General features: G+C 59.4%; 21 protein-coding genes and 1 pseudogene. 9 read left to right on the top strand and 13 right to left on the bottom strand.

The features are described 5' to 3' along the window. Positions 1-393 precede the first annotated feature (393 nt). The 3 genes and pseudogenes from AB4N48_RS25360 to AB4N48_RS25370 all read right to left on the bottom strand — a co-directional run bounded on the left by AB4N48_RS25360 (position 394) and on the right by AB4N48_RS25370 (position 3,690). On the bottom strand, positions 394-2,151 hold the full coding sequence (locus AB4N48_RS25360; RefSeq protein WP_460094495.1) for a recombinase family protein: 1,758 nt from the start codon (positions 2,149-2,151) through the stop codon (positions 394-396). 46 nt (positions 2,152-2,197) lie between these two features. Beyond that, positions 2,198-2,842 (bottom strand): annotated as a pseudogene (locus AB4N48_RS25365) (magnesium chelatase domain-containing protein); the annotation flags it as partial. 383 nt (positions 2,843-3,225) lie between these two features. Beyond that, complete coding sequence (locus AB4N48_RS25370) at positions 3,226-3,690, bottom strand: hypothetical protein (RefSeq protein WP_082530345.1); 465 nt, start codon at positions 3,688-3,690, stop codon at positions 3,226-3,228. A 323-nt stretch (positions 3,691-4,013) separates the two neighbouring features. Between AB4N48_RS25370 and AB4N48_RS25375 the strand changes: the two genes are divergently transcribed. Continuing rightward, on the top strand, positions 4,014-4,211 hold the full coding sequence (locus AB4N48_RS25375; RefSeq protein WP_460143622.1) for a HigA family addiction module antitoxin: 198 nt from the start codon (positions 4,014-4,016) through the stop codon (positions 4,209-4,211). Positions 4,212-4,423: 212 nt separating this feature from the next. Here AB4N48_RS25375 and AB4N48_RS25380 read toward each other — a convergent pair whose 3' ends face one another. Further along, on the bottom strand, positions 4,424-4,684 hold the full coding sequence (locus tag AB4N48_RS25380; RefSeq protein ID WP_008086041.1) for an accessory factor UbiK family protein: 261 nt from the start codon (positions 4,682-4,684) through the stop codon (positions 4,424-4,426). 394 nt (positions 4,685-5,078) lie between these two features. On the opposite strand from AB4N48_RS25380, the gene glnK reads away from it, so the two are divergent. From glnK to sutA, 4 genes are all read left to right on the top strand, one after another. Beyond that, the gene (gene glnK, locus AB4N48_RS25385) at positions 5,079-5,417 is read left to right on the top strand and encodes a P-II family nitrogen regulator (RefSeq protein ID WP_002555808.1); all 339 of its coding nucleotides are present in this window, start codon (positions 5,079-5,081) and stop codon (positions 5,415-5,417) included. 37 nt (positions 5,418-5,454) lie between these two features. Further along, entirely contained in the window at positions 5,455-6,792 is a 1,338-nt protein-coding gene (locus tag AB4N48_RS25390) for an ammonium transporter (RefSeq protein ID WP_041476939.1), read from the top strand. A 214-nt stretch (positions 6,793-7,006) separates the two neighbouring features. Continuing rightward, complete coding sequence (locus AB4N48_RS25395; protein WP_071172132.1) at positions 7,007-7,432, top strand: secondary thiamine-phosphate synthase enzyme YjbQ; 426 nt, start codon at positions 7,007-7,009, stop codon at positions 7,430-7,432. Between the two features lie 101 nt (positions 7,433-7,533). After that, complete coding sequence (sutA, locus tag AB4N48_RS25400) at positions 7,534-7,860, top strand: transcriptional regulator SutA (RefSeq protein WP_236167761.1); 327 nt, start codon at positions 7,534-7,536, stop codon at positions 7,858-7,860. A 190-nt stretch (positions 7,861-8,050) separates the two neighbouring features. Here sutA and AB4N48_RS25405 read toward each other — a convergent pair whose 3' ends face one another. From AB4N48_RS25405 to lptM, 6 genes are read right to left on the bottom strand one after another with little or no spacing between them, the layout of a single operon-like run. Then, positions 8,051-8,758, bottom strand: a complete 708-nt coding sequence (locus tag AB4N48_RS25405) for an HAD family hydrolase (protein ID WP_460094497.1) — start codon at positions 8,756-8,758, stop codon at positions 8,051-8,053. Next, positions 8,755-9,654 carry a tyrosine recombinase XerC gene (gene xerC / locus AB4N48_RS25410; protein WP_024014773.1) on the bottom strand — a complete coding sequence of 300 codons (900 nt, stop codon included), beginning with the start codon at positions 9,652-9,654 and terminating at the stop codon, positions 8,755-8,757. Before xerC ends, AB4N48_RS25405 begins: the two co-directional genes overlap by 4 nt. Positions 9,655-9,656: 2 nt before the next feature. After that, on the bottom strand, positions 9,657-10,382 hold the full coding sequence (locus AB4N48_RS25415) for a DUF484 family protein (protein ID WP_042607115.1): 726 nt from the start codon (positions 10,380-10,382) through the stop codon (positions 9,657-9,659). Positions 10,383-10,395: 13 nt separating this feature from the next. After that, on the bottom strand, positions 10,396-11,226 hold the full coding sequence (gene dapF, locus AB4N48_RS25420) for a diaminopimelate epimerase (protein ID WP_041476933.1): 831 nt from the start codon (positions 11,224-11,226) through the stop codon (positions 10,396-10,398). Positions 11,227-11,229: 3 nt separating this feature from the next. Next, complete coding sequence (gene lysA / locus AB4N48_RS25425; RefSeq protein WP_460094498.1) at positions 11,230-12,477, bottom strand: diaminopimelate decarboxylase; 1,248 nt, start codon at positions 12,475-12,477, stop codon at positions 11,230-11,232. Between the two features lie 9 nt (positions 12,478-12,486). Beyond that, positions 12,487-12,657 carry an LPS translocon maturation chaperone LptM gene (gene lptM / locus AB4N48_RS25430; RefSeq protein ID WP_016772589.1) on the bottom strand — a complete coding sequence of 57 codons (171 nt, stop codon included), beginning with the start codon at positions 12,655-12,657 and terminating at the stop codon, positions 12,487-12,489. A gap of 314 nt (positions 12,658-12,971) precedes the next feature. Here lptM and cyaY point away from each other — a divergent pair, with 314 nt between their 5' ends. The 3 genes from cyaY to rnk all read left to right on the top strand — a co-directional run bounded on the left by cyaY (position 12,972) and on the right by rnk (position 14,203). Further along, positions 12,972-13,304: an iron donor protein CyaY gene (cyaY, locus tag AB4N48_RS25435; RefSeq protein WP_056791639.1), complete on the top strand. Its 333-nt coding sequence runs from the start codon at positions 12,972-12,974 to the stop codon at positions 13,302-13,304. A gap of 3 nt (positions 13,305-13,307) precedes the next feature. Continuing rightward, on the top strand, positions 13,308-13,529 hold the full coding sequence (locus tag AB4N48_RS25440) for a DUF1289 domain-containing protein (RefSeq protein WP_076564524.1): 222 nt from the start codon (positions 13,308-13,310) through the stop codon (positions 13,527-13,529). A gap of 254 nt (positions 13,530-13,783) precedes the next feature. After that, the gene (gene rnk / locus AB4N48_RS25445; RefSeq protein ID WP_024014769.1) at positions 13,784-14,203 is read left to right on the top strand and encodes a nucleoside diphosphate kinase regulator; all 420 of its coding nucleotides are present in this window, start codon (positions 13,784-13,786) and stop codon (positions 14,201-14,203) included. Positions 14,204-14,212: 9 nt separating this feature from the next. Here rnk and AB4N48_RS25450 read toward each other — a convergent pair whose 3' ends face one another. From AB4N48_RS25450 to AB4N48_RS25460, 3 genes are all read right to left on the bottom strand, one after another. Beyond that, positions 14,213-17,056, bottom strand: a complete 2,844-nt coding sequence (locus AB4N48_RS25450) for a class I adenylate cyclase (RefSeq protein ID WP_460094499.1) — start codon at positions 17,054-17,056, stop codon at positions 14,213-14,215. A 182-nt stretch (positions 17,057-17,238) separates the two neighbouring features. Beyond that, positions 17,239-17,484, bottom strand: coding sequence for a TIGR02647 family protein (locus tag AB4N48_RS25455; protein ID WP_003229392.1), 246 nt, complete (start codon positions 17,482-17,484; stop codon positions 17,239-17,241). 200 nt (positions 17,485-17,684) lie between these two features. After that, positions 17,685-17,972 carry a hypothetical protein gene (locus tag AB4N48_RS25460; RefSeq protein ID WP_460094500.1) on the bottom strand — a complete coding sequence of 96 codons (288 nt, stop codon included), beginning with the start codon at positions 17,970-17,972 and terminating at the stop codon, positions 17,685-17,687. A gap of 123 nt (positions 17,973-18,095) precedes the next feature. Between AB4N48_RS25460 and AB4N48_RS25465 the strand changes: the two genes are divergently transcribed. Then, the gene (locus AB4N48_RS25465) at positions 18,096-18,755 is read left to right on the top strand and encodes a glutathione S-transferase family protein (RefSeq protein WP_056791651.1); all 660 of its coding nucleotides are present in this window, start codon (positions 18,096-18,098) and stop codon (positions 18,753-18,755) included. Positions 18,756-18,784: the final 29 nt, after the last annotated feature.

Here is an 18,784-nt window from a genome sequence, read left to right on the forward strand (position 1 = left end):
TCGGTCATTCTGTATTGCTCGCTTCCGTGTGGCGTAGCAGAGCGTCTGCTGGGGCTGCCAAGGGTTATTTGTGGTGCCCTTTGGACCTTTTCTATTGACCCCGGCCATCGCCTGTCAAGCACCTCAGGTGTCGAGCTGTGATTTCATGGAGGGCGCTCAGCTTATTAGTTTGGCTGACGTTTGGATCGACCCCCACCCTGCACAAAGTACGAAAAACGGCGGGACGGCACAGTTAGTTAGAGATGTCCTCAGGCTACGTTGGTGGATGGCTTCCAAGGCGTCTGTGGCGCTGTATAGGCAGAGATAGATAAATACGGCTGGTAATGGACTGCCTATCTGTATCTGCTCTCCTGCGGCTTTGTATGGTCATCCTGAGGGTGTTCTGCTCGGCGGCTATTGTTGCTTTGTACGAGTTATCGACTTTGGCAGAGTGCCTTTGAACCTGATTTTGACCTTGCTGATGTCCATTTCTTTGATCCGATTTACAACGTCCTCGGAGTCAATAAGGGATGGATTGTTAAGGAGTTCTATCAGGCGAATGGCAGCGTCTCTTTGCTCGGCTGAAATTTCTCCCTGTAGCACCCTCAGGTCGACGATATTCTTCTGGGCGGCGAACATCATCATCGAGTTTTCGAAATGAATGATCTGGAACTGGGTGATGCCTTCTGCTGACACGGTGTACATCTGCATAGGCAGCTTGTGGTTACTGGTGACAGACGCAAATATCAATATGCCAAGACGCTTCAGGAGTCGGTTAGCAGCATGCCTGCCTTCGAATGACACGATGTCTAGTTGGGCGAAAAAGTCCTTCTTGGACACCACCTGATTCACCGCCAGCAGTTCCCTCAACCGTTGTTGCTCTTCACCCAGCGCTGCTTGTTCGCTTTCGAGGTTTTGTACCAGCACCGCCAACGCAGAGGATGGAGCTTCGGTCATTAATGTCACAGCCGTGGCTAGTCGTTCGTTTACGGTCTGCATCTTGCCGTCTACGGTAGCCAGTTCTTTCATCGTCTGACCTTCACTGGCTTGCACGAGGCTCAGGCTATCCACCTTCGCCAGTACCTCACGTAATACACGTTCTGCACGTTCCACTCGGAGATAACCGTTCTTGCATACGCCTTTGCGGGCAGAGTGACATTGCAGGTAGGTTGCCCCTTTCGGAGGGCGTCCCTTGTTAACAAGATGCATCGCATCGCCGCAGGTCCGGCACTTCATGATCCCTTGGAACACATTGAATCGTTCGGATTGCTTGCCAGTCTTGTGAATGCGACGTTCAGCACGAACCGCTTGTGCCTGATAGAAAACAGATTCTTCAATCACGACCGGGAAGAACCCAGTTACAGGTTGGCCATCATTGACTCGTTTCCCTCCGACTATATGTGTGGGCTGATACTCGCCAAGTAGGGCACGGTTTCCCAGAAGCTTGGATATGCTGCTTGTACCCCACGCACCAGAGTGGTTCCGATTACGACTACCAAAGACTGGGATGCCACGTTCGTTGAGCAATCGGGGAATCACACCCTGGCCATAGCCCTGTATCGCCAAGTCGAAGATGAGCTTCACGGTTTCAACACGTTCTGGAATCGGCATGTACGCGTCATCGATAAGCGTCAGCCAGTAGGGGCATGCCTTTCCCAGTGGTTTCTTCTCTGAACGAGCAAGTGCTTTCTTGTTGGACCATGCTGCCGATACACGATCACCCTTAATGGAGCTTTCGTTGTGGGCACGGGACATGTGAACGATGGAGATGATCAGATCAAGTTCGTTGAACTCGTCGGTGTATAGGCGTTCATCTGCCAGCGTGACTACTCGGATTCCTCGGTTGAGGAGGTCCATGAATCGGGGTAATGCAGTGTTCACCTTTTCCCGCGACAGCCTGTCGAGGCTTTCCACCAGAAGGTAAGAGCCACGCTCGATGGTGCCGTTCTCGACCAGATCAAGGAAGCGTCTGAGCTGACCTTCATCATCGAGGTGACGCCCGCTGTAGGCACTCTTGCCTTTGTCGAGGAATGTGTACTCTTTGGCCGTAGCAAGCTCAAGTCCGTGATCAACACAGTATTGAACTGCCGCATCACGCTGCCGTCGGTAGCTGTCACCCTTTGCTTGTTCGGGGCTGCTGAATCGGACGTAGCTGTACGCTTTGTTGGTCATCGTAATGGGTACTTGGATTCAAATGTTTTGTAACCTAGCACAATGTTAACAAATTGTGAGCTCCCGCTGCGGCAATCAGCAGTGCGCGCTTTGCGGCTGTTTGACCCTGCACTTCGTTGAGGTCGGGATAGGGCTTGGCAGCGTGCATCAAACCATCGGAAACGTAAGGCTCGACCGGCGTGTGCCCATTGAAATGCGCCACCGCTTCCAGCAAATGATCGACCGCAAACACCTTGAGCCCGGATGCCAGGCACGCCTCTTCTGCATTCGCTCGAGGCACCACCAGCGCCCGCCCGGCCTTGCGCGCCGCCAGTGCCGCCGGCAGCACACCACGCACCGGCCGCACGGCACCCGACAGCGCCAACTCACCCAGACATTCCACCTCGTCCAGGGTCAGGCAGGGCACCTGCACACTGGCCGACAAAATCCCCAAGGCAATCGCCAGATCGAAGCGTCCGCCATCCTTGGGCAGATCCGCCGGCGCCAGATTCAAGGTGATCCGCCGCGCCGGAAATTGCAGTCCGGAATTGATGATCGCGCTGCGTACGCGATCCTTGCTCTCCTTCACCGCCGCTTCAGGCAGGCCGACCATGGTCAGCGACGGCAGACCGTTGGCCAGATGGACTTCGACGGTAACAGCGGGGGCTTCCACGCCAATCTGGGCGCGACTGTGGACAATGGAGAGGGACATGGTCGTTCCTTGAGCTGAATCGGGGAGCCGCTTCCTGCGGGTTTTTGAAGGGTAGTTGAGCCGGGTTTCGGTGCTGAAATAGAGGTTTACAAGACGTATCCAGACCCGATGGGCTGTCACTGCTTGCCTGAATTAGAGCGTTGACTCTCGCACGGCATTGAAGGATCATCCCATTCGAGGACTGCAACTGCGCATTCGTCGGGACTGGGCACCAGCAAAAGCTCCCCCGCATTTTTGGCAGCAGAGAAAGCTGGTTTCTCTGAAGTAGTGACGACGGGCTAGCCTGTCGGATTCTGAACCCAAGGCCGTAAAGCCAGGAGCTAAAGAATCGCTGCGACTACTCCTCAAAAAATACTTAAAAGGCGTCCATCGGACGCCTTTTTTTATTTCTGATTTGGTGGTGCTCGTGGTATCTGCCCCACTAACGTGCCATGTGCACGTTTTTGCGGGTACCAAGTCACCACGAAGTAACCAAATCCTGTGGCGCGCTCGTGTCGCGGTTCAAGAATCAGTGTTCCCATAGATGTCCTCAGTACCGCGACCCTGTTTCCACATCGTTGTTCTTTGAACTCACAATAGATTTGCGCCCCCGGGACGATCATTTTCGCAACAATCGCTGCTACCCCATCGGCAGTCTGGCAACCATGCTTGAGCAAATCGGCACTATGGGCTTCCCAAATGTGCACTACGCCAAAACCACTATTCGCTCGACGGTGAATACCTACCCGCAGATAAATCTTCCCGCCTGGCAAGCCGAATTTTGGCATATCGGGGATCGTGCCAAAGATGTAACCACCATCTGGATGCTGAACCAGCGTGTTTTCTTTGAGCTTGAGCAAATCAGACAAGAGGGATCCAGAACCAGAGTGTCTGGCGATCAATGTGTATCGCCTGGAACTCGACGAATAGGATCGACCAGCGCAGGCGAAAGCCACCAGCCTAATCACAGCGAAGAGCTCACGGAATCAGGCGCAGACGCTGATGTTTGTAGGGCCATGCCCTAATATTTGTAGGACGCTGGCGAAAGGGGTGTGAAGGTCTTGTACCGGGAGTCGGATGTTCCAGTTTGGCCACTCAATGCAGCCTCTGGAGGCGAAAAATGGACCGCAATGGTATGCGCCCGATTCATCCGGGCGAGGTTCTGAATAAGTAATTCATGGAGCCGTTGAGCATGACCGTCATGGATCTGGCCATGCCCACGAAATGGCCCGAAAGCGAGATCGAAGAGCTTGTGAAATGCCAGCTCAGGATCTGCGCCGATCTGGCAATCAGCCTCGCCATTCAGCTCAACACTACGCCTGAGTTCTGGATGAATCTTCAGTCGACTTACGATTTGCGCAGAGCCCAGCTCCGGCATGCGGGCTCATAGCGATTGCAGCATCCGCGAAGCCCTTTTCCACCATGGCCCTGCCCGGGTCGCCCAACCCTCTGCTGAACATTCAGCATCAGATGAGCTTAGAAACCTGGGTTTTTTGGCGCAATCGGACGGCGGTCATCAAGGTTGTAGGACGTTGCGGGGATGGTTCAAGGGCTGAAGATCAAAAGATCGCAGCCTTCGGCAGCTCCTACAGGGGACGCGAATTATTCAGCGGGCGGTGTCAGCTTCGCTTCCATCTCGGCAACCTTGGCTTCGAGGCTTTCGAGGCGGGCGCGAGTACGCGCCAGCACTACCATCTGACTATCGAACTCTTCCCGGCTGACCAGATCAAGTTTGCTGAAGGCACTTTGCAGCAGCATTTTGAACTGGCTTTCGATTTCGGCTTTCGGCAGCGGGGTGTCGCCGTTGAAGAGGCGGGAGGCGGTGCCGCTCAGGGCGTCGAGGAAGTCTTTGGGCGCGAGCATGGGAAATGTCCTGGAAACAATGGCCGGCAGTGTATCACGCAGTGTCTATAGTCAATCCCGTTGCACGGATGCACGCTTTTCGCGCAGGGGGACGGACGGTGGCGCACCGTTGTTGTGCGTATCGGCAAAAGCTTTTCTGCCCGAGCGCGTGCAACAGGGGCCAAGAGATTGAAATGCAGGGTTTTTGCCGAGCTGGCAAGGTTTCTGCTTAGTCACCCTCGACCCATGCACTGATGCAGTCGCTGTGACGAATGCAGTGCGGCAGACGAAGCGGGGAGTTTCGTCTGATGCGGTTAGCTGGCGTCAACGATGCGTTACAAAGCCAGGCACTGCGCTTAGACTTGAGACGGGTTTGTTTTCCTGGGGCAAGTCCACCAATTCGGGAGAGAGTTTCATGAAGCTAGTCACTGCCATCATCAAGCCGTTCAAGTTGGACGACGTGCGCGAGTCGCTGTCCGAAATCGGCGTGCAGGGCATTACCGTTACTGAAGTCAAAGGCTTCGGCCGGCAGAAGGGTCACACCGAGCTGTATCGCGGCGCGGAATATGTGGTCGATTTTCTGCCCAAGGTGAAAATCGACGTGGCCATCGACGACAAGGATCTGGATCGGGTTATCGAGGCGATAACCAAAGCGGCCAACACCGGCAAGATCGGTGACGGCAAGATCTTCGTGGTCAATCTGGAACAGGCGATCCGCATCCGTACCGGCGAAACCGATACCGACGCGATCTAAGCGCCGCCACAAACCCAACGCCCCAGGAGAAAACAATATGACTCTGCGTAAATTCGCAGGGCTAGGCGCCCTGTTGTCCATCGTAATGCCCGGCATCGCCATGGCGGCAGACGAAGTGGCAGCGCCAGTCCTCAATTCCGGCGACACCGCCTGGATGCTCACCTCGACAGCGCTCGTGCTGTTCATGACCATCCCCGGCCTGGCGCTGTTCTACGGCGGTATGGTTCGCTCGAAAAACATTCTTTCCGTGCTGATGCAGTGCTTCGCCATTACCGGTCTGATCAGCATCCTGTGGGTCATTTATGGCTACAGCATTGCCTTCGACACCACCGGCATGGAGCAGGGCGTCGTCAACTTCAATTCGTTCTTCGGTGGCATGGGCAAGGCGTTCCTCGCCGGTGTCACGCCTTCGAGCATCACCGGCCCGGCGGCGCTGTTCCCTGAAGCGGTGTTCATCACCTTCCAGATGACCTTCGCGATCATCACCCCGGCGCTGATCGTCGGTGCGTTCGCCGAGCGCATGAAGTTCTCCGCGATGCTGATTTTCATGGGCATCTGGTTCACTTTGGTTTATGCACCGATCGCGCACATGGTCTGGTCCGGTAACGGCGGCCTGATGTGGGACTGGGGCGTGCTCGACTTTGCTGGCGGCACCGTGGTGCACATCAACGCCGGTATCGCCGGCCTGGTCGCGTGCCTGGTACTGGGCAAGCGCAAAGGCTTCCCGACCACACCGATGGCTCCGCATAACCTCGGCTACACCCTGATGGGCGCGGCGATGCTGTGGGTTGGCTGGTTCGGCTTCAACGCTGGTTCCGCTGCTGCCGCCAACGGCACTGCCGGTATGGCCATGCTGGTTACTCAGATCGCCACCGCCGCTGCGGCACTGGGCTGGATGTTTGCCGAGTGGGTCACCCACGGCAAGCCAAGCGCACTGGGGATTGCTTCGGGCGTGGTCGCCGGTCTGGTCGCGATCACTCCGGCCGCTGGCACTGTAGGCCCGATGGGTGCACTGGTGATCGGTCTGGCCGCAGGCGTGGTGTGCTTCTTCTGCGCCACCACCCTGAAACGCAAACTCGGCTATGACGACTCCCTGGATGCCTTCGGCGTGCACGGTATCGGCGGTATCCTCGGCGCGATCCTCACCGGTGTGTTTGCCGCACCGGCACTGGGCGGCTTCGGCACCGTGACTGACATCGGCGCGCAGGTCTGGATTCAGATCAAAGGCGTCGGCTTCACGGTGATCTACACCGCGATCGTGACTTTCATCATCCTCAAGGTGCTGGACGCCGTCATGGGTCTGCGCGTAACCGAGGAAGAAGAGTCGGTCGGCCTCGATCTGGCACAACACAACGAACGCGGCTACAACCTGTAAGTACGCGCGATAAAAAACTGCCCGGTTCGCCGGGCATTTTTTTGTCCGGGATTTGTCATTCAAGGTGCGGCTGAAAGGATTTTTCTTACGGCTTTGGTCGTCTTTACGACGAGGCTTTTTCTGCGGGCAATCGCTTACATCGCTGCAGGAATATTAGGGCCTTTGTTTTTTTTCAGAGCACGCTAGAATGCGCCCCGAACGAGCGGAGAACTGTATGTGGCAACAGACTCTGATAACCCTGCGGGCAAGGCCCCGGGGCTTTCATCTGGTGACGGACGAGTTGCTCGCAGGCTTGCCTGAACTCAAGACCTGTCGGGTCGGTCTGTTGCATTTGTGGCTGCAGCACACGTCGGCGTCGTTGACCATCAACGAGAACGCCGATCCGGCAGTTCGTCGCGACTTCGAACGATTTTTCAATCGTCTGATCCCACAAGGAACAGACGGCTACGAGCACAACGACGAAGGCCTGGACGACCTCCCGGCGCACTTCAAGGCCAGCGTGCTCGGTTGCCAGATCAGTCTGCCGGTTGCGGCAGGGCGGCTGGCACTGGGTACCTGGCAAGGGATTTATCTGGGCGAGCACCGTGATCATGGCGGTGCCCGTAAAGTCCTCGCCACCTTGCACGGTGAACAGGCATGAGCCGCTGCCGGGCAGCGGCAGAAGATTTTTCAACGGCGGCTTCGACAGCCGCCAAAGCTGGTCTATAACTAATCTGCTTTTGGCAAGTCATGAGGTAGAACATGAGCGACGATGATCTGGAAAACGACGACCTCGAAGTAGGCGACGAAGACGAGGCCGAGGAAGGCCTGGGAGCGGCAGCGGAAGACGTTACCGAAGACGATGGCGGTGACGACACGCCGGCCCCGGCTGCCAAAGGCAAAGCCAAGGCTGCGGTCTCGGTCGACGAGTTGCCGAGCATCGAAGCCAAGAACAAGGAGCGTGACGCCCTGGCCAAGGCCATGGAAGAATTCCTTGCGCGCGGCGGCAAGGTGCAGGAAGTGGAGGCCAACGTGGTCGCCGATCCGCCCAAGAAGCCGGACAACAAGTACGGCAGCCGCCCTATCTGAGGCGCGTCGCTCGCTTGCTGAAAAAGCCCGCCGTCGCTGCGGGCTTTTTTATGCCTGAAATAAATCCGTTGAAAGCAAATGCAGTCCTCTGTGGGAGCGAGCCTGCTCGCGAAGAGGGCATGTCAGCCGACATACATGTTGAATGACACACCGCATTCGCGAGCAGGCTCGCTCCCACAGGGTTTGTGGATTATTTCGAGGTGGCATTCCAGCGGGAGAGGACGACGGGCAATTCGGTCAGGCTGCGAATTTCCGCATCCGGCAAGCGCTCCGCCTCCCAGACCTTGCCTGTCGGGTTGAACCACACCGCGCGCAACCCCGCCTGCTGCGCCCCGGCGATGTCATCGCCGGGATGATCGCCGACATGCACCGCCGCTTCAGCACCCACACCACCGCGCTGTAACGCTTCATGAAACAGCCGCGCATCCGGTTTGGCGATGCCGATGTCTTCGGCACACAAGGCGAACTTGAAGTAATCCGCCAGCCCCAGCCGGCGCACGTCGGCATTGCCATTGGTGACCACGCCGAGGGCGTAATGATTGGCGAGCAGCTCCAGCAGCGGCTCGACCTCCGGGAACACTTCGATCTGATGCCGCGCATGCAGGAACACTTCAAAAGCCTTGTCAGCCAGCTCCGACGCCTCGCCGTGGGCATACCCGGCTTCTTCGAGCGCATGGAACAGCACACGTCGACGCAGCGCGCTGATGCGGTGCTTGAGCCCCGGTTCGCCCGCCAGCACGCGCTCGCGAATCGACCACAAATGCTCCACCGGCACCGCGCCCAGGTTCGACGCATGTTCGCTCAGCCATTCGCGCAACACGGTTTCGGCGCTGGCGATTACCGGAGCGGTGTCCCACAGAGTGTCGTCGAGGTCGAACGTGATCAACTGAATGCTCATGAATCATCGCCTTTCATGCGTTTGGCCCGGGGATGGGCGCTGTCGTAGACCGCCGCCAGATGCTGGAAGTCGAGGTGGGTATAGATCTGTGTGGTTTTGATATCAGAGTGACCGAGCAATTCCTGCACCGCGCGCAAGTCCTGCGAGGACTCGAGCAAATGGCTGGCGAACGAGTGCCGCAGCATGTGCGGATGCAGGTTCTGCCCCAGTTCGCGCTCGCCAGCCAGTTTGACCCGCACCTGAATCGCCCGCGGGCCGAGGCGTCGGCCTTGCTGGCTGACAAATACCGCGTCGTCCGCCGGGTTGGTCATGGCGCGCAGCGGCAACCAGTGTTCAAGGGCTTCGCGGGCCTTGGTGCCAACCGGCAACAGCCGGGTCTTGCTGCCCTTGCCGAGCACCTGAACCATGCCGTCGGCGAGGTCGAGTTGATCGAGATTGAGCCCGGTCAGCTCGGACAGGCGCAGGCCAGAGGAATAGAACAGCTCGAGAATCGCCTGATCGCGCCGGGCGAGAAAATCGTCCTCGACCGCACCTTCCAGCAGCTGCAATGCGCGGTCGGTATCAAGGGTTTTCGGCAGGCGCCGTTCGCCTTTCGGCGGGGCCAGGCCGGTGGCCGGGTCGTGGTCGCACAGGCCTTCGCGATTCAAGTAGTGATAGAGCCCGCGCACCGCTGAGAGCAGGCGGGCGAGGCTGCGCGAGGACTGGCCTTGCGCATGCAACCGGGCGATCAGGCTGCGCAGGCGCTGGATGTCCAGCGCGGCCCAGCTGCCGATGTTCTGCTTGATGCACCAGCCGAGGACTTTATCGAGGTCGCGGCGATAAGCCGACAGGGTGTGCGGCGACACCTGTCGCTCACTGCGCAGATGTTCGCAGTAAGCGTCCAGTTGTCGTTCCATGGTCAGCGTACCGAGCGCAGCGAGCTGTTGACCCGTGGCAGCACGCGGCCCATGACCTCGGCGATGTAACTGAGGAACAGCGTGCCGACCGAGCTCTTGTAGTGCTGCGGGTCACGGCTGGCGATGGCCAGAATGCCGTGAATGCCCTGATGGCTGACGGCAACCACGGCGGTCGAGCCGATCTGCTGGCGCTGTTCTTCGCCGAAGAGGAAGTCCAGCTCATGTTCACGCAGGCTGCCGCTGACGCTTTTGCCTTCGGTGAGCAGGCCGCCAATCGCGGTTTGCGCATCGGCGTGGGTTACCCAGCGGCCGACCGGGGCCGGGTTGTCGCCGAGCAGGATCAGGCTGACGAAGGGCACCTGGAAATCCTGACGCAGGCTGTCTTCAACGCTGATGACCACGTCTTCCAGGGTCGATGCATCCATCAGCGCGAGAATCAGGCGGCGGGTTTTTTCGAACAGGCGATCGTTGTCGCGGGCCACGTCCATCAGATGCGAAAGGCGATGGCGCATCTCGATATTGCGGTCGCGCAGGATGGTCATCTGCCGCTCGACCAGCGACACGGTGTCGCCGCGTCGGTGCGGGATGCGCAACGACGGCAGCAGCTCTTCGTGCTCGACGAAAAAGTCCGGATGAGCCTCCAGGTAGGCGGCAACCGCGGCTGCCTCGAGGCTCTCGGACGCTGATTCGTCGGCTGGTCGGGCGGGTACCTGTGGCTTGTCGGTCATGATTTCTGCTCGCTCAAAGACGCACTTGTCCTTCGTATACACGCACTGCCGGACCGGTCATCAACACCGGTTCGCCCGGGCCGGCCCACTCGATGGACAGACGCCCGCCGGGCAGGTCGATCAACAGCGGCGAATCCATCCACCCCTGACTGATGGCCGCCACCGCCGCCGCACAGGCGCCGGTGCCGCAGGCCTGGGTTTCCCCGGCGCCGCGTTCCCAAACACGCAGTTGCGCGCGATGGCGGTCGATGACCTGAAGGAAGCCGACATTGACCCGCGCCGGAAAGCGCGGGTGATGTTCGATCTTCGGCCCCAGTTCATGCACCGGTGCGCTGTTGATGTCGTCCACGCGAATGACCGCATGGGGATTGCCCATCGACACGGCGGCCAGTTCGACCGTGGTGCCATCGACTTCCAGCTGATAGCTGCTGGCCTGGGCCGGCGCCTGGAATGGAATGTCTGCCGGCACCAGGCGCGGCGCGCCCATGTTCACGCCGATCTGGCCGTCGTTACGCACGTCCAGTTCAATGATGCCGCCCTTGGTCTCGACGCGGATCTGCCGTTTGGCGGTCAGACGCTTGTCGAGCACGAAGCGGGCGAAGCAGCGCGCACCGTTGCCGCACTGCTCCACTTCCGAACCGTCGGAGTTGAAGATCCGGTAGCGGAAATCCACATCCGGGTTGCTCGGCGCTTCGACGATCAGCAACTGGTCGAAACCGATACCGGTGTGGCGGTCGCCCCATTGCTTGGCGTGTTTGGGCTGAATGTGCGCGTGCTGGCTGACCAGGTCGAGGACCATGAAGTCGTTGCCCAGGCCGTGCATTTTGGTAAAACGCAGCAGCATGGGTTACTCCGGCAGCAGGCTTTCGCCGGCAAACAGCTCGGCCACGGTTTCGCGGCGACGCACTTCAAAAACCTGATCACCATCCACCAGCACCTCGGCAGCACGGCCACGGGTGTTGTAGTTGGAACTCATGACAAAACCGTAGGCGCCGGCCGAATGCACCGCCAGCAGATCGCCTTCTTCCAGCGCCAGCTCGCGGTCCTTGGCGAGGAAGTCGCCGGTTTCGCAGATCGGGCCGACGATGTCGTACTTGCGTGCAGCGCTGTCGCGCGGTTTCACCGCGGTGACGTCCATCCATGCCTGATACAGCGCTGGACGGATGAGGTCGTTCATCGCCGCATCGACGATGGCGAAATCCTTGTGCTCGGTGTGCTTGAGGTATTCGACCTGTGTCAGCAACACGCCGCCATTGGCAACGATGAAGCGGCCTGGCTCGAACACCAGCGCCAGATCACGCCCGTCGAGACGTTCGCGCACAGCCTTGATGTAATCGGCAGCCAATGGCGGCTCTTCATCGCGATAACGCACGCCCAAACCACCACCGAGATCGATGTGGCGCAGGTGAATGCCGCAATCGCCGAGGCGGTCGGCCAGATCCAGCAGGCGATCGAGCGCATCAATGAACGGCGGCAGGGTGGTCAGTTGCGAACCGATATGGCAGTCAACACCGACCACTTCCAGGTTCGGCAGATGCGCGGCGCGCACGTACACGTCTTCGGCATCGGCAATGGCGATGCCGAACTTGTTCTCTTTGAGACCGGTGGAAATGTACGGGTGGGTGCCGGCATCGACGTCCGGGTTCACGCGCAGCGAAACCGGGGCGCGAACACCCAGCTCGGCGGCGACTACTTGCAGGCGCTCGAGCTCATCGGTGGACTCGACGTTGAAGCAGTGCACGCCGACTTCGAGGGCGCGGCGCATGTCGTCACGGGTCTTGCCGACGCCGGAGAAAACGATCTTGTCGGCGCTGCCACCTGCGGCCAGTACACGTTCCAGCTCGCCTCGGGAAACGATGTCGAAACCGGCGCCGAGACGGGCCAGGACATTCAGCACACCGAGGTTGGAGTTGGCTTTGACCGCGAAGCAGACCAGATGCGGCATGCCGGCCAGCGCATCGGCGTAGGCCAGATATTGCGCTTCGATGTGCGCGCGCGAGTAGACATAGGTGGGCGTGCCGAAGCGGTCGGCGATGGCGGACAGCGCCACACCTTCCGCGAACAGCTCCCCGCCACGGTAGTTAAAAGCGTCCATGGCGATCCCTTAGTAAACGTCGTGCTTATGAGCCTTGGATGGCTGCTTCTGCGAAGACTGGGCTTGTTCGGCCGGGTCCTGATCGTCATCCGGCAGGTACAGCGGGCCTTTTTGACCACAGGCCGAAACGAGGCAGGCAACCGCGACGAGCGCAGCAAGGGAAGAGATCAGGCGCTTCATGGCGAAATCCTTGAAAATGCGTTAATTGCGCCGGAGTATACCGGCCACCCGGCAGCTTGCCTATGCGAGGGGGTTCCCGTCCGGCGGGGCTCCTGTGATGCGCATCATCCCTGTGGGAGCGAGCCTGCTCGCGAAGGCGTCGGCAAATTCAACAGGCTCGTTGCCTGACACACCGCTTTCGCGAGCAGGCTCGCTCCCACGGGGGCGGTGCTGGATGGGCCGACAGGTGCTTGGTCGTTAATCTTTGCAATCGGTCGGCAGCGTCCGTATCTTTCGGCGCTTGAGCCTGATCAGACATTTTTGAGGTTGCCGCAATGAGTTTGTCCGAAGCCCGTTTCCACGATCTGGTCGATGCTACCCAGCAGACGCTGGAAGATATCTTTGATGACAGCGACCTGGATATCGACCTGGAGAGCTCGGCAGGTGTCTTGACCGTCAAGTTCGAAAATGGCTCGCAGCTGATCTTCAGCCGCCAGGAGCCGTTGCGTCAGCTGTGGCTGGCGGCCGTGTCCGGTGGTTTCCACTTCGACTATGACGAAGAAAGCGAGCGCTGGATGTGCGACAAGAGCGAAGAGCAATTGGGCGAAATGCTGCAGCGCCTCGTCAAGCAGCAGGCTGGCGCCGAATTCGATTTCGAAGGTCTGTGATTCGTGACTGATGCAGCGCCTGTTCGCCCGCCGAAACCGCTCTACAGTAACGTCAGCCCGGCGGTGCCTTCGCCGTGCACGGGTGTGTGTCGACTGGACGAGCAGAAAGTCTGTCTCGGCTGTGCGCGCCACGTCGAGGACATTCGCGAGTGGCGCTCGGCGGATGATCAGCGGCGCCGGGTGATTTGCCAGCAGGCTACCGCACGAAAATCCCAAGCCTGTTGATATTGTGGCGAGGGGATTTATCCCCGTTGGGTCGCGTAGCGGCCCCAAAATCTATACGGCTGCTGCGCAGCCGAACGGGGATAAATCCCCTCGCCACAAGGGTTTCACCCAGGCAAAAAAGGGCGTGACTTGTATATTTTTTGAGCTGTGATAGTGTCCGCGAACGCCTCAAACCACCGAGGCACGGTGAAAACCCCGTCTTTTTTGGCGGGGTTTTGCTTTTTTTGTGCAGAAGAAAGGAGTCTGCCTGGATCATGACCGCACCTTCCATCACCCTTACCCGTCTGGACGTGCAACGTCTGGAGCGCCTGATCGACAGCCTGAGCGACAAAGACCAGGCTGCGCCGGGCGTGATTGCGCTGCAAACCGAGCTGGACCGCGCCGATACCGTGGTCGGCCACGATGAAGTGCCCGCCGATGTCGTGACCATGAATTCCCGCGTGCATTGCCGCGAAGAAGGCAGTGGCAAGGATTACCACCTGACGCTGGTCTATCCCAAGGACGCCAACGCCGATGAAGGCAAGATTTCCATTCTCGCGCCGGTCGGCAGTGCGCTGCTGGGCCTGAAGGTCGGTCAGCATATCGATTGGCCGGCGCCGGGCGGCAAATCGCTGAAACTGACCTTGCTGGAAGTGGAATCGCAACCGGTCAACGGCGGCGCCTTTCCCGAATAAATCCCCGCTTCAAACCTGTTCGAGCGCTTCATTCAACGAGCGCTCCAGGTCCGCCTTGTAGCGCAGATACAGATTGCTTGAACTGTGCCCGTCACCGAGCAGACCCGACAGGTCGAGGTCGGTGATGTAGCAGCGATAACGCTCGGTCTCGCGGCGCTGCTCGACGATCTCCCGGGCGACCACGCTGAACAACTGGTCGCCATGCTCCAGCTCGCTGAATTCCCGCTGATTGCAATACAGGGTGACCTGCACTTCGCCGGGTGCGGCTTTGCCGATGATCGCCTGCACGTCGTAGAACGGTTTGTTCACCGGGGTCTGCGGTGCTGGTCGGGTTTCGACCCTGCGCGAGCGCCCCGGGCCTGACGGCAACAGCTGGTAATACAAAGTCTCGGGGCTGCCCGCAGGGCCACCGTCCATCGGCAATTGCGCTTCCCGGCGATACTGGATCGATTGCAGAAAACGTTGCAGCGGCACCAGCAGACTCTGCTCGTCGTGGTACGGCAGCTGCTGTTGCCACAGCGCATTGAATTCATCCAGCACGTACAGCTCCGCCTGCGGTTCACTGATGCGATAGAACACCTGAATGCACTCCGGCTGACCCATCGGCAGGATCAGCGCCAGATCGTGATCTTCCAGAGCCATCGGGTCGAGGTGCAGCGGGCTGTAGCGCGGTTGTTCTTCGCCAAGATAATCGAGCAGCGCCGGCAGGGTGGCGAGGGCGACATGGTTGACCTGCCCCGGCACCAGCTCCAGCACGTGATAGTGCTGCTGCACCTGAATCAGGTAGCGGTGATTCAGCTCGCTGAGCAACAGGGTCTGCGCAGTGTCGACGATTTCCTCGACGCGGCGGGCAATGAATTGCGCGCGGTTGTGGCAGAAGCAGCGCACTTTCAGCGAAGGCTGCACCGGGCCGCGCGGCAGGTTGTTGAGGTAATCGCGCAGGCAGTCGAGCAGCGCATGCGGGCCGTCGAAACGATTGACCAGCACTTCGTTCCAGCTGTTGAGCGTGACCTGATCGAGGGTCAGCACCAGGTTCTCGCGCACGCCGGCATAGCTCAGCGAGTCGGTGCGTTCGGTGGTCATCAAAATGTTCAGATCACGGTGATGCTTGAGCGGATCGACGCCGACGTTGATCAGCAGCAGCACTTCGCTGGGCACGGCGGCGCGCAGCAAGGGCTCTTCGGCGACGGTGGACAAGGGCAGGGCGATGCATTGCTGCAGGCTGCCGAGCAGGTTGAACAGCTCGAACTCGCTCAAGTCGCTGGTGCCCGGATGCAGGGCCAGGCGGGTGCTGCTGTCGATCACGCCGTTGCGGTGGCACCAGGTCAGCAGTTCAAGCAGCTCGCGACTGCGCTTGATCGGCGCGAAGTGTTCCCACTCCAGCGCCGTCAGGCTGCCGTTGTACAAACCCCACTGGGTCTGCCCCGGCTCCTTTTTGTTCGGCGACTGCACCAGGGTCAGGGTGTCTTCGGCCAGGTCCGGGGCGATGCCCGGATTGATGAACTCGACCTTGTCGGCCTTGCGCTCGAATGCCGCGTAGAGTCGACGGCCAAGCACATTGAGGTCGCGCTTGTTGATCAGGCTGACAGTCTGTTCGCTGCGGGCGAACTGGGTCAGGAAGCGATAGCTGTAGTTGAGTTCGTTGACCAGCGCTCGGCGCTCGGCGCTGACCTGGCGGACTTTCCACTGACTGCGGCTGTCGAGCAGCGCCAGTTGCCGCTGATCCCAGTGCCACTCGCCGGCCAGGCGTTCGAGCAGTGCGCGTTGCCAACCCTGACTGCGGCTGTTGCCGGTGAGCTTGCGGTTGACCTTCAGATACAGCGCGCGGCGCACCAGCTCAAGGCGTTCCGGTTCGTTGCGGGCGAGCAGGTATTCCTCGATACGCCGGTACACGACCATGTACGGGTCAAGCTCATCGAGATCGAGCTGATTGGCGAACACGGCTTTCTTGAAGCGCAGGCTCAGGCACTGCACCTGCGGATGTTCGCTGGCGTACACCTCGGTCAGCAGCAGTTTGAGCACCGACTTGTAGGGCGACTCGATGCCTTTGAACAACTGCCACAACCCGGCACCGATGAATTCGCCGGGCGGAATGGTCGCCATCGGCCCGAGATCGAGGGTTTCATCGGCGCGAATAAAACGTTTGGACAGCAGGGTGTGGGTGTAAGCGTCGTAGGCTGTTTCTTCATAGACTGGCACCAGCCACCAGATCGGCGTGCGCCCGGCCAGCCAGATCGCCGTGCGATAAAACTCGTCGAGCAGCAGATAGTGCTGGGTGCTGCCGCAGTTTTCCGAACTGAGCTGAGCATCACGTTCGCCTTTGACGAAGCGCGCCGGGTCGATCAGGAAGAAATGCGCCTCGGCACCCTGGCTCGCGGCCCAGGTTTCCAGCAACTGGCATTTCTTGCGTAGCTCGGCGAGTTCGCTTTCGCTCAGATCTGGGGCATGGCAGACCCACACATCCATGTCGCTCTGATCGGCCTGTGCCAGCGTGCCGAGGCTGCCCATCAGGAACAGACCGTGAATCGGTCGCGGTGGGTTGCTGCCATGGCGCGGTTTGTAAGAAAACGAGCGGGTCAGGCGCTGCGCCTCGGTCAGCGCATTGGCGTCCGGCTCATAATTCGAGAGACCGGCCGGCGTACTGCCCGAGACATAGCCGGGCAGCAACGGATGATTGACGTGAAAGAACAGCGGCAACAGCGTCAGCACGCTTTGCTGGCGCGTCGACAAACCTTCGAGGGCGCGGCCGAGGCGGCCTTCATTGAGTTTGAGAAAACGGGCGCGCAGTTGGCTGAGTACCTTGCGGTCGATGCCTTCGTCCAGGTCGGGGCGGATTTCGTGGGTGCGCGTCATGTCAGCTCAAACCGGCTTGCAGGCTCGGACGTAGAGGGTCTCGGAATGGCCGCAGTTTAGCCTCTGCGCAGCAGGAGGTTTAAGCTGAATTTGTTTTTTGACGTCAGATTTTCATCGGCAGTGATCAGGCTGGCCCGCGGAAATCCCGTGGCAGGAGTTTCCGTGGGCAAAGTCGGAAAAAGTCAGGCGGTTTCCTGCTCTCTCAGAATCGTCAGTACGGTCTGCACGTTTTGCGCGGCATCGCGGCCGAGGCTGGTCAGATAACCGCCATCGGGCTGGTCGGTGAGTTCTTTTTCGAAGAGGCGTTTGGCGGCGGCTATGTGTTTCGGGGCAGCGGTCTGATGAATTTTCAGACCTTCCTGGGAACTGTCCAGGTTGAAGAGTGCAAGGACTTCCAGTTCGGCAACCAACTCAGGGGTAAGCGACATAAGGACTCCAGACTTTCTAGGAATTGGACGACAGCGCCCCTAAGGTGAACCCGCTGGTGCAGCATGTCCAGTGCTCGGATCAGGGGATTTTGTCTTGAGGCGAATTCCAGTGTAGTCCGCATAAAAAAGATCGCAGCCTTCGGCAGCTCCTACAGGAGATTGGTGCAGGAGCTGCCGAAGGCTGCGATCTTTTGATTTTATTATTTTTCCGGTGGCAGCTCTGGCAGCTTGCGCAATGCCGTTTCGTACCATTCGGTGTTGAACGCGCGGTCTTCATCGAGCATCGCGTCAATCTCATAGGCAAGCACGTGAGCCATGAGGTTGAGGATCTCTTCGCGCTCCATACCGACCAGAGTCAGCTTGTTCAATGTCGCCTTGGCCGCTGGGGGGGTGTCGCTTTCGATCTGGTTCTCGATGGCTTCGATCAGCGTCGCTTCGGTGAATGCTTCTTCGTCGTCATCGTTGACGATATCTGTCGGCTCGCTCATGGCAGGCTCCTCAGGGAAAGGCGCCAGTTTACCCGCATTCAGCGGCGTGATGCTGCTGGCGGGAAACGTCGCGGCGATCTATAAACAGGCACTGCCCACCCCGCACGGCCTGGAGGCTCTGTGATGTTCAAGCTCTACGGATTTGCTGTCAGCAACTACTACAACATGGTCAAACTGGCGCTGCTGGAAAAAGGCCTGCCCTTCGAAGAGGTGACGTTCTACCCGGCGCAAACCCCGGAGTCACTGGCGATCAGCCCGCGCGGCAAGGTCCCGGTGCTGGGCGTCGACGCCGGTTATATCAACGAAACCGCGATCATTCTCGAATACCTCGAACAATCACAAAAGGGCACGCCGCTCCTGCCCAGCGATCCGTTCGAGCGCGCGCAGGTATTGGCGATTGCGAAGGAGATCGAGTTGTACATCGAGTTGCCGGGGCGTGCCTGCTATGGCGAGGCGTTTTTCGGTATGACGTTGCCGGAGGCGATCAAAGAGAAGACCCGGACGGAGCTGCTGCTGGGCTTCGCGGCACTCGGCCGCCACGGCCAGTTCGCCCCGTATGTGGCGGGTGACAGCCTGAGCATTGCCGATTTGTATTTCCTCTACAGCGTGCCGCTGGCCTGTGCGGTCGGGCAGAAGCTGTTCGGGATTGATCTGCTGGCCGAGATGCCGCAGGCGAAGGCGCTGCTGGAGCGGTTAGAGCAGAATCCGCACGTGCAGAAGATTGCGGCGGATAAAGACGCGGCGATGCCGGCGTTTTTGGCGATGATTGCAGCCAAGAAGTGAATTTTGTAGCGCTCTGAAGTCAGTCATCG

Source organism: Pseudomonas sp. S2_C11, from assembly GCF_054668395.1.

Coding starts and splice junctions, on each gene's coding strand:
- AB4N48_RS25360 (WP_460094495.1), bottom strand. CDS start 2,151: ATGACCAACAAAGCGTACAGCTACGTCCGATTCAGCAGCCCCGAACAA.
- AB4N48_RS25375 (WP_460143622.1), top strand. CDS start 4,014: ATGACCGTCATGGATCTGGCCATGCCCACGAAATGGCCCGAAAGCGAG.
- AB4N48_RS25380 (WP_008086041.1), bottom strand. CDS start 4,684: ATGCTCGCGCCCAAAGACTTCCTCGACGCCCTGAGCGGCACCGCCTCC.
- glnK (WP_002555808.1), top strand. CDS start 5,079: ATGAAGCTAGTCACTGCCATCATCAAGCCGTTCAAGTTGGACGACGTG.
- AB4N48_RS25390 (WP_041476939.1), top strand. CDS start 5,455: ATGACTCTGCGTAAATTCGCAGGGCTAGGCGCCCTGTTGTCCATCGTA.
- AB4N48_RS25395 (WP_071172132.1), top strand. CDS start 7,007: ATGTGGCAACAGACTCTGATAACCCTGCGGGCAAGGCCCCGGGGCTTT.
- sutA (WP_236167761.1), top strand. CDS start 7,534: ATGAGCGACGATGATCTGGAAAACGACGACCTCGAAGTAGGCGACGAA.
- AB4N48_RS25405 (WP_460094497.1), bottom strand. CDS start 8,758: ATGAGCATTCAGTTGATCACGTTCGACCTCGACGACACTCTGTGGGAC.
- xerC (WP_024014773.1), bottom strand. CDS start 9,654: ATGGAACGACAACTGGACGCTTACTGCGAACATCTGCGCAGTGAGCGA.
- AB4N48_RS25415 (WP_042607115.1), bottom strand. CDS start 10,382: ATGACCGACAAGCCACAGGTACCCGCCCGACCAGCCGACGAATCAGCG.
- dapF (WP_041476933.1), bottom strand. CDS start 11,226: ATGCTGCTGCGTTTTACCAAAATGCACGGCCTGGGCAACGACTTCATG.
- lysA (WP_460094498.1), bottom strand. CDS start 12,477: ATGGACGCTTTTAACTACCGTGGCGGGGAGCTGTTCGCGGAAGGTGTG.
- lptM (WP_016772589.1), bottom strand. CDS start 12,657: ATGAAGCGCCTGATCTCTTCCCTTGCTGCGCTCGTCGCGGTTGCCTGC.
- cyaY (WP_056791639.1), top strand. CDS start 12,972: ATGAGTTTGTCCGAAGCCCGTTTCCACGATCTGGTCGATGCTACCCAG.
- rnk (WP_024014769.1), top strand. CDS start 13,784: ATGACCGCACCTTCCATCACCCTTACCCGTCTGGACGTGCAACGTCTG.
- AB4N48_RS25450 (WP_460094499.1), bottom strand. CDS start 17,056: ATGACGCGCACCCACGAAATCCGCCCCGACCTGGACGAAGGCATCGAC.
- AB4N48_RS25455 (WP_003229392.1), bottom strand. CDS start 17,484: ATGTCGCTTACCCCTGAGTTGGTTGCCGAACTGGAAGTCCTTGCACTC.
- AB4N48_RS25460 (WP_460094500.1), bottom strand. CDS start 17,972: ATGAGCGAGCCGACAGATATCGTCAACGATGACGACGAAGAAGCATTC.
- AB4N48_RS25465 (WP_056791651.1), top strand. CDS start 18,096: ATGTTCAAGCTCTACGGATTTGCTGTCAGCAACTACTACAACATGGTC.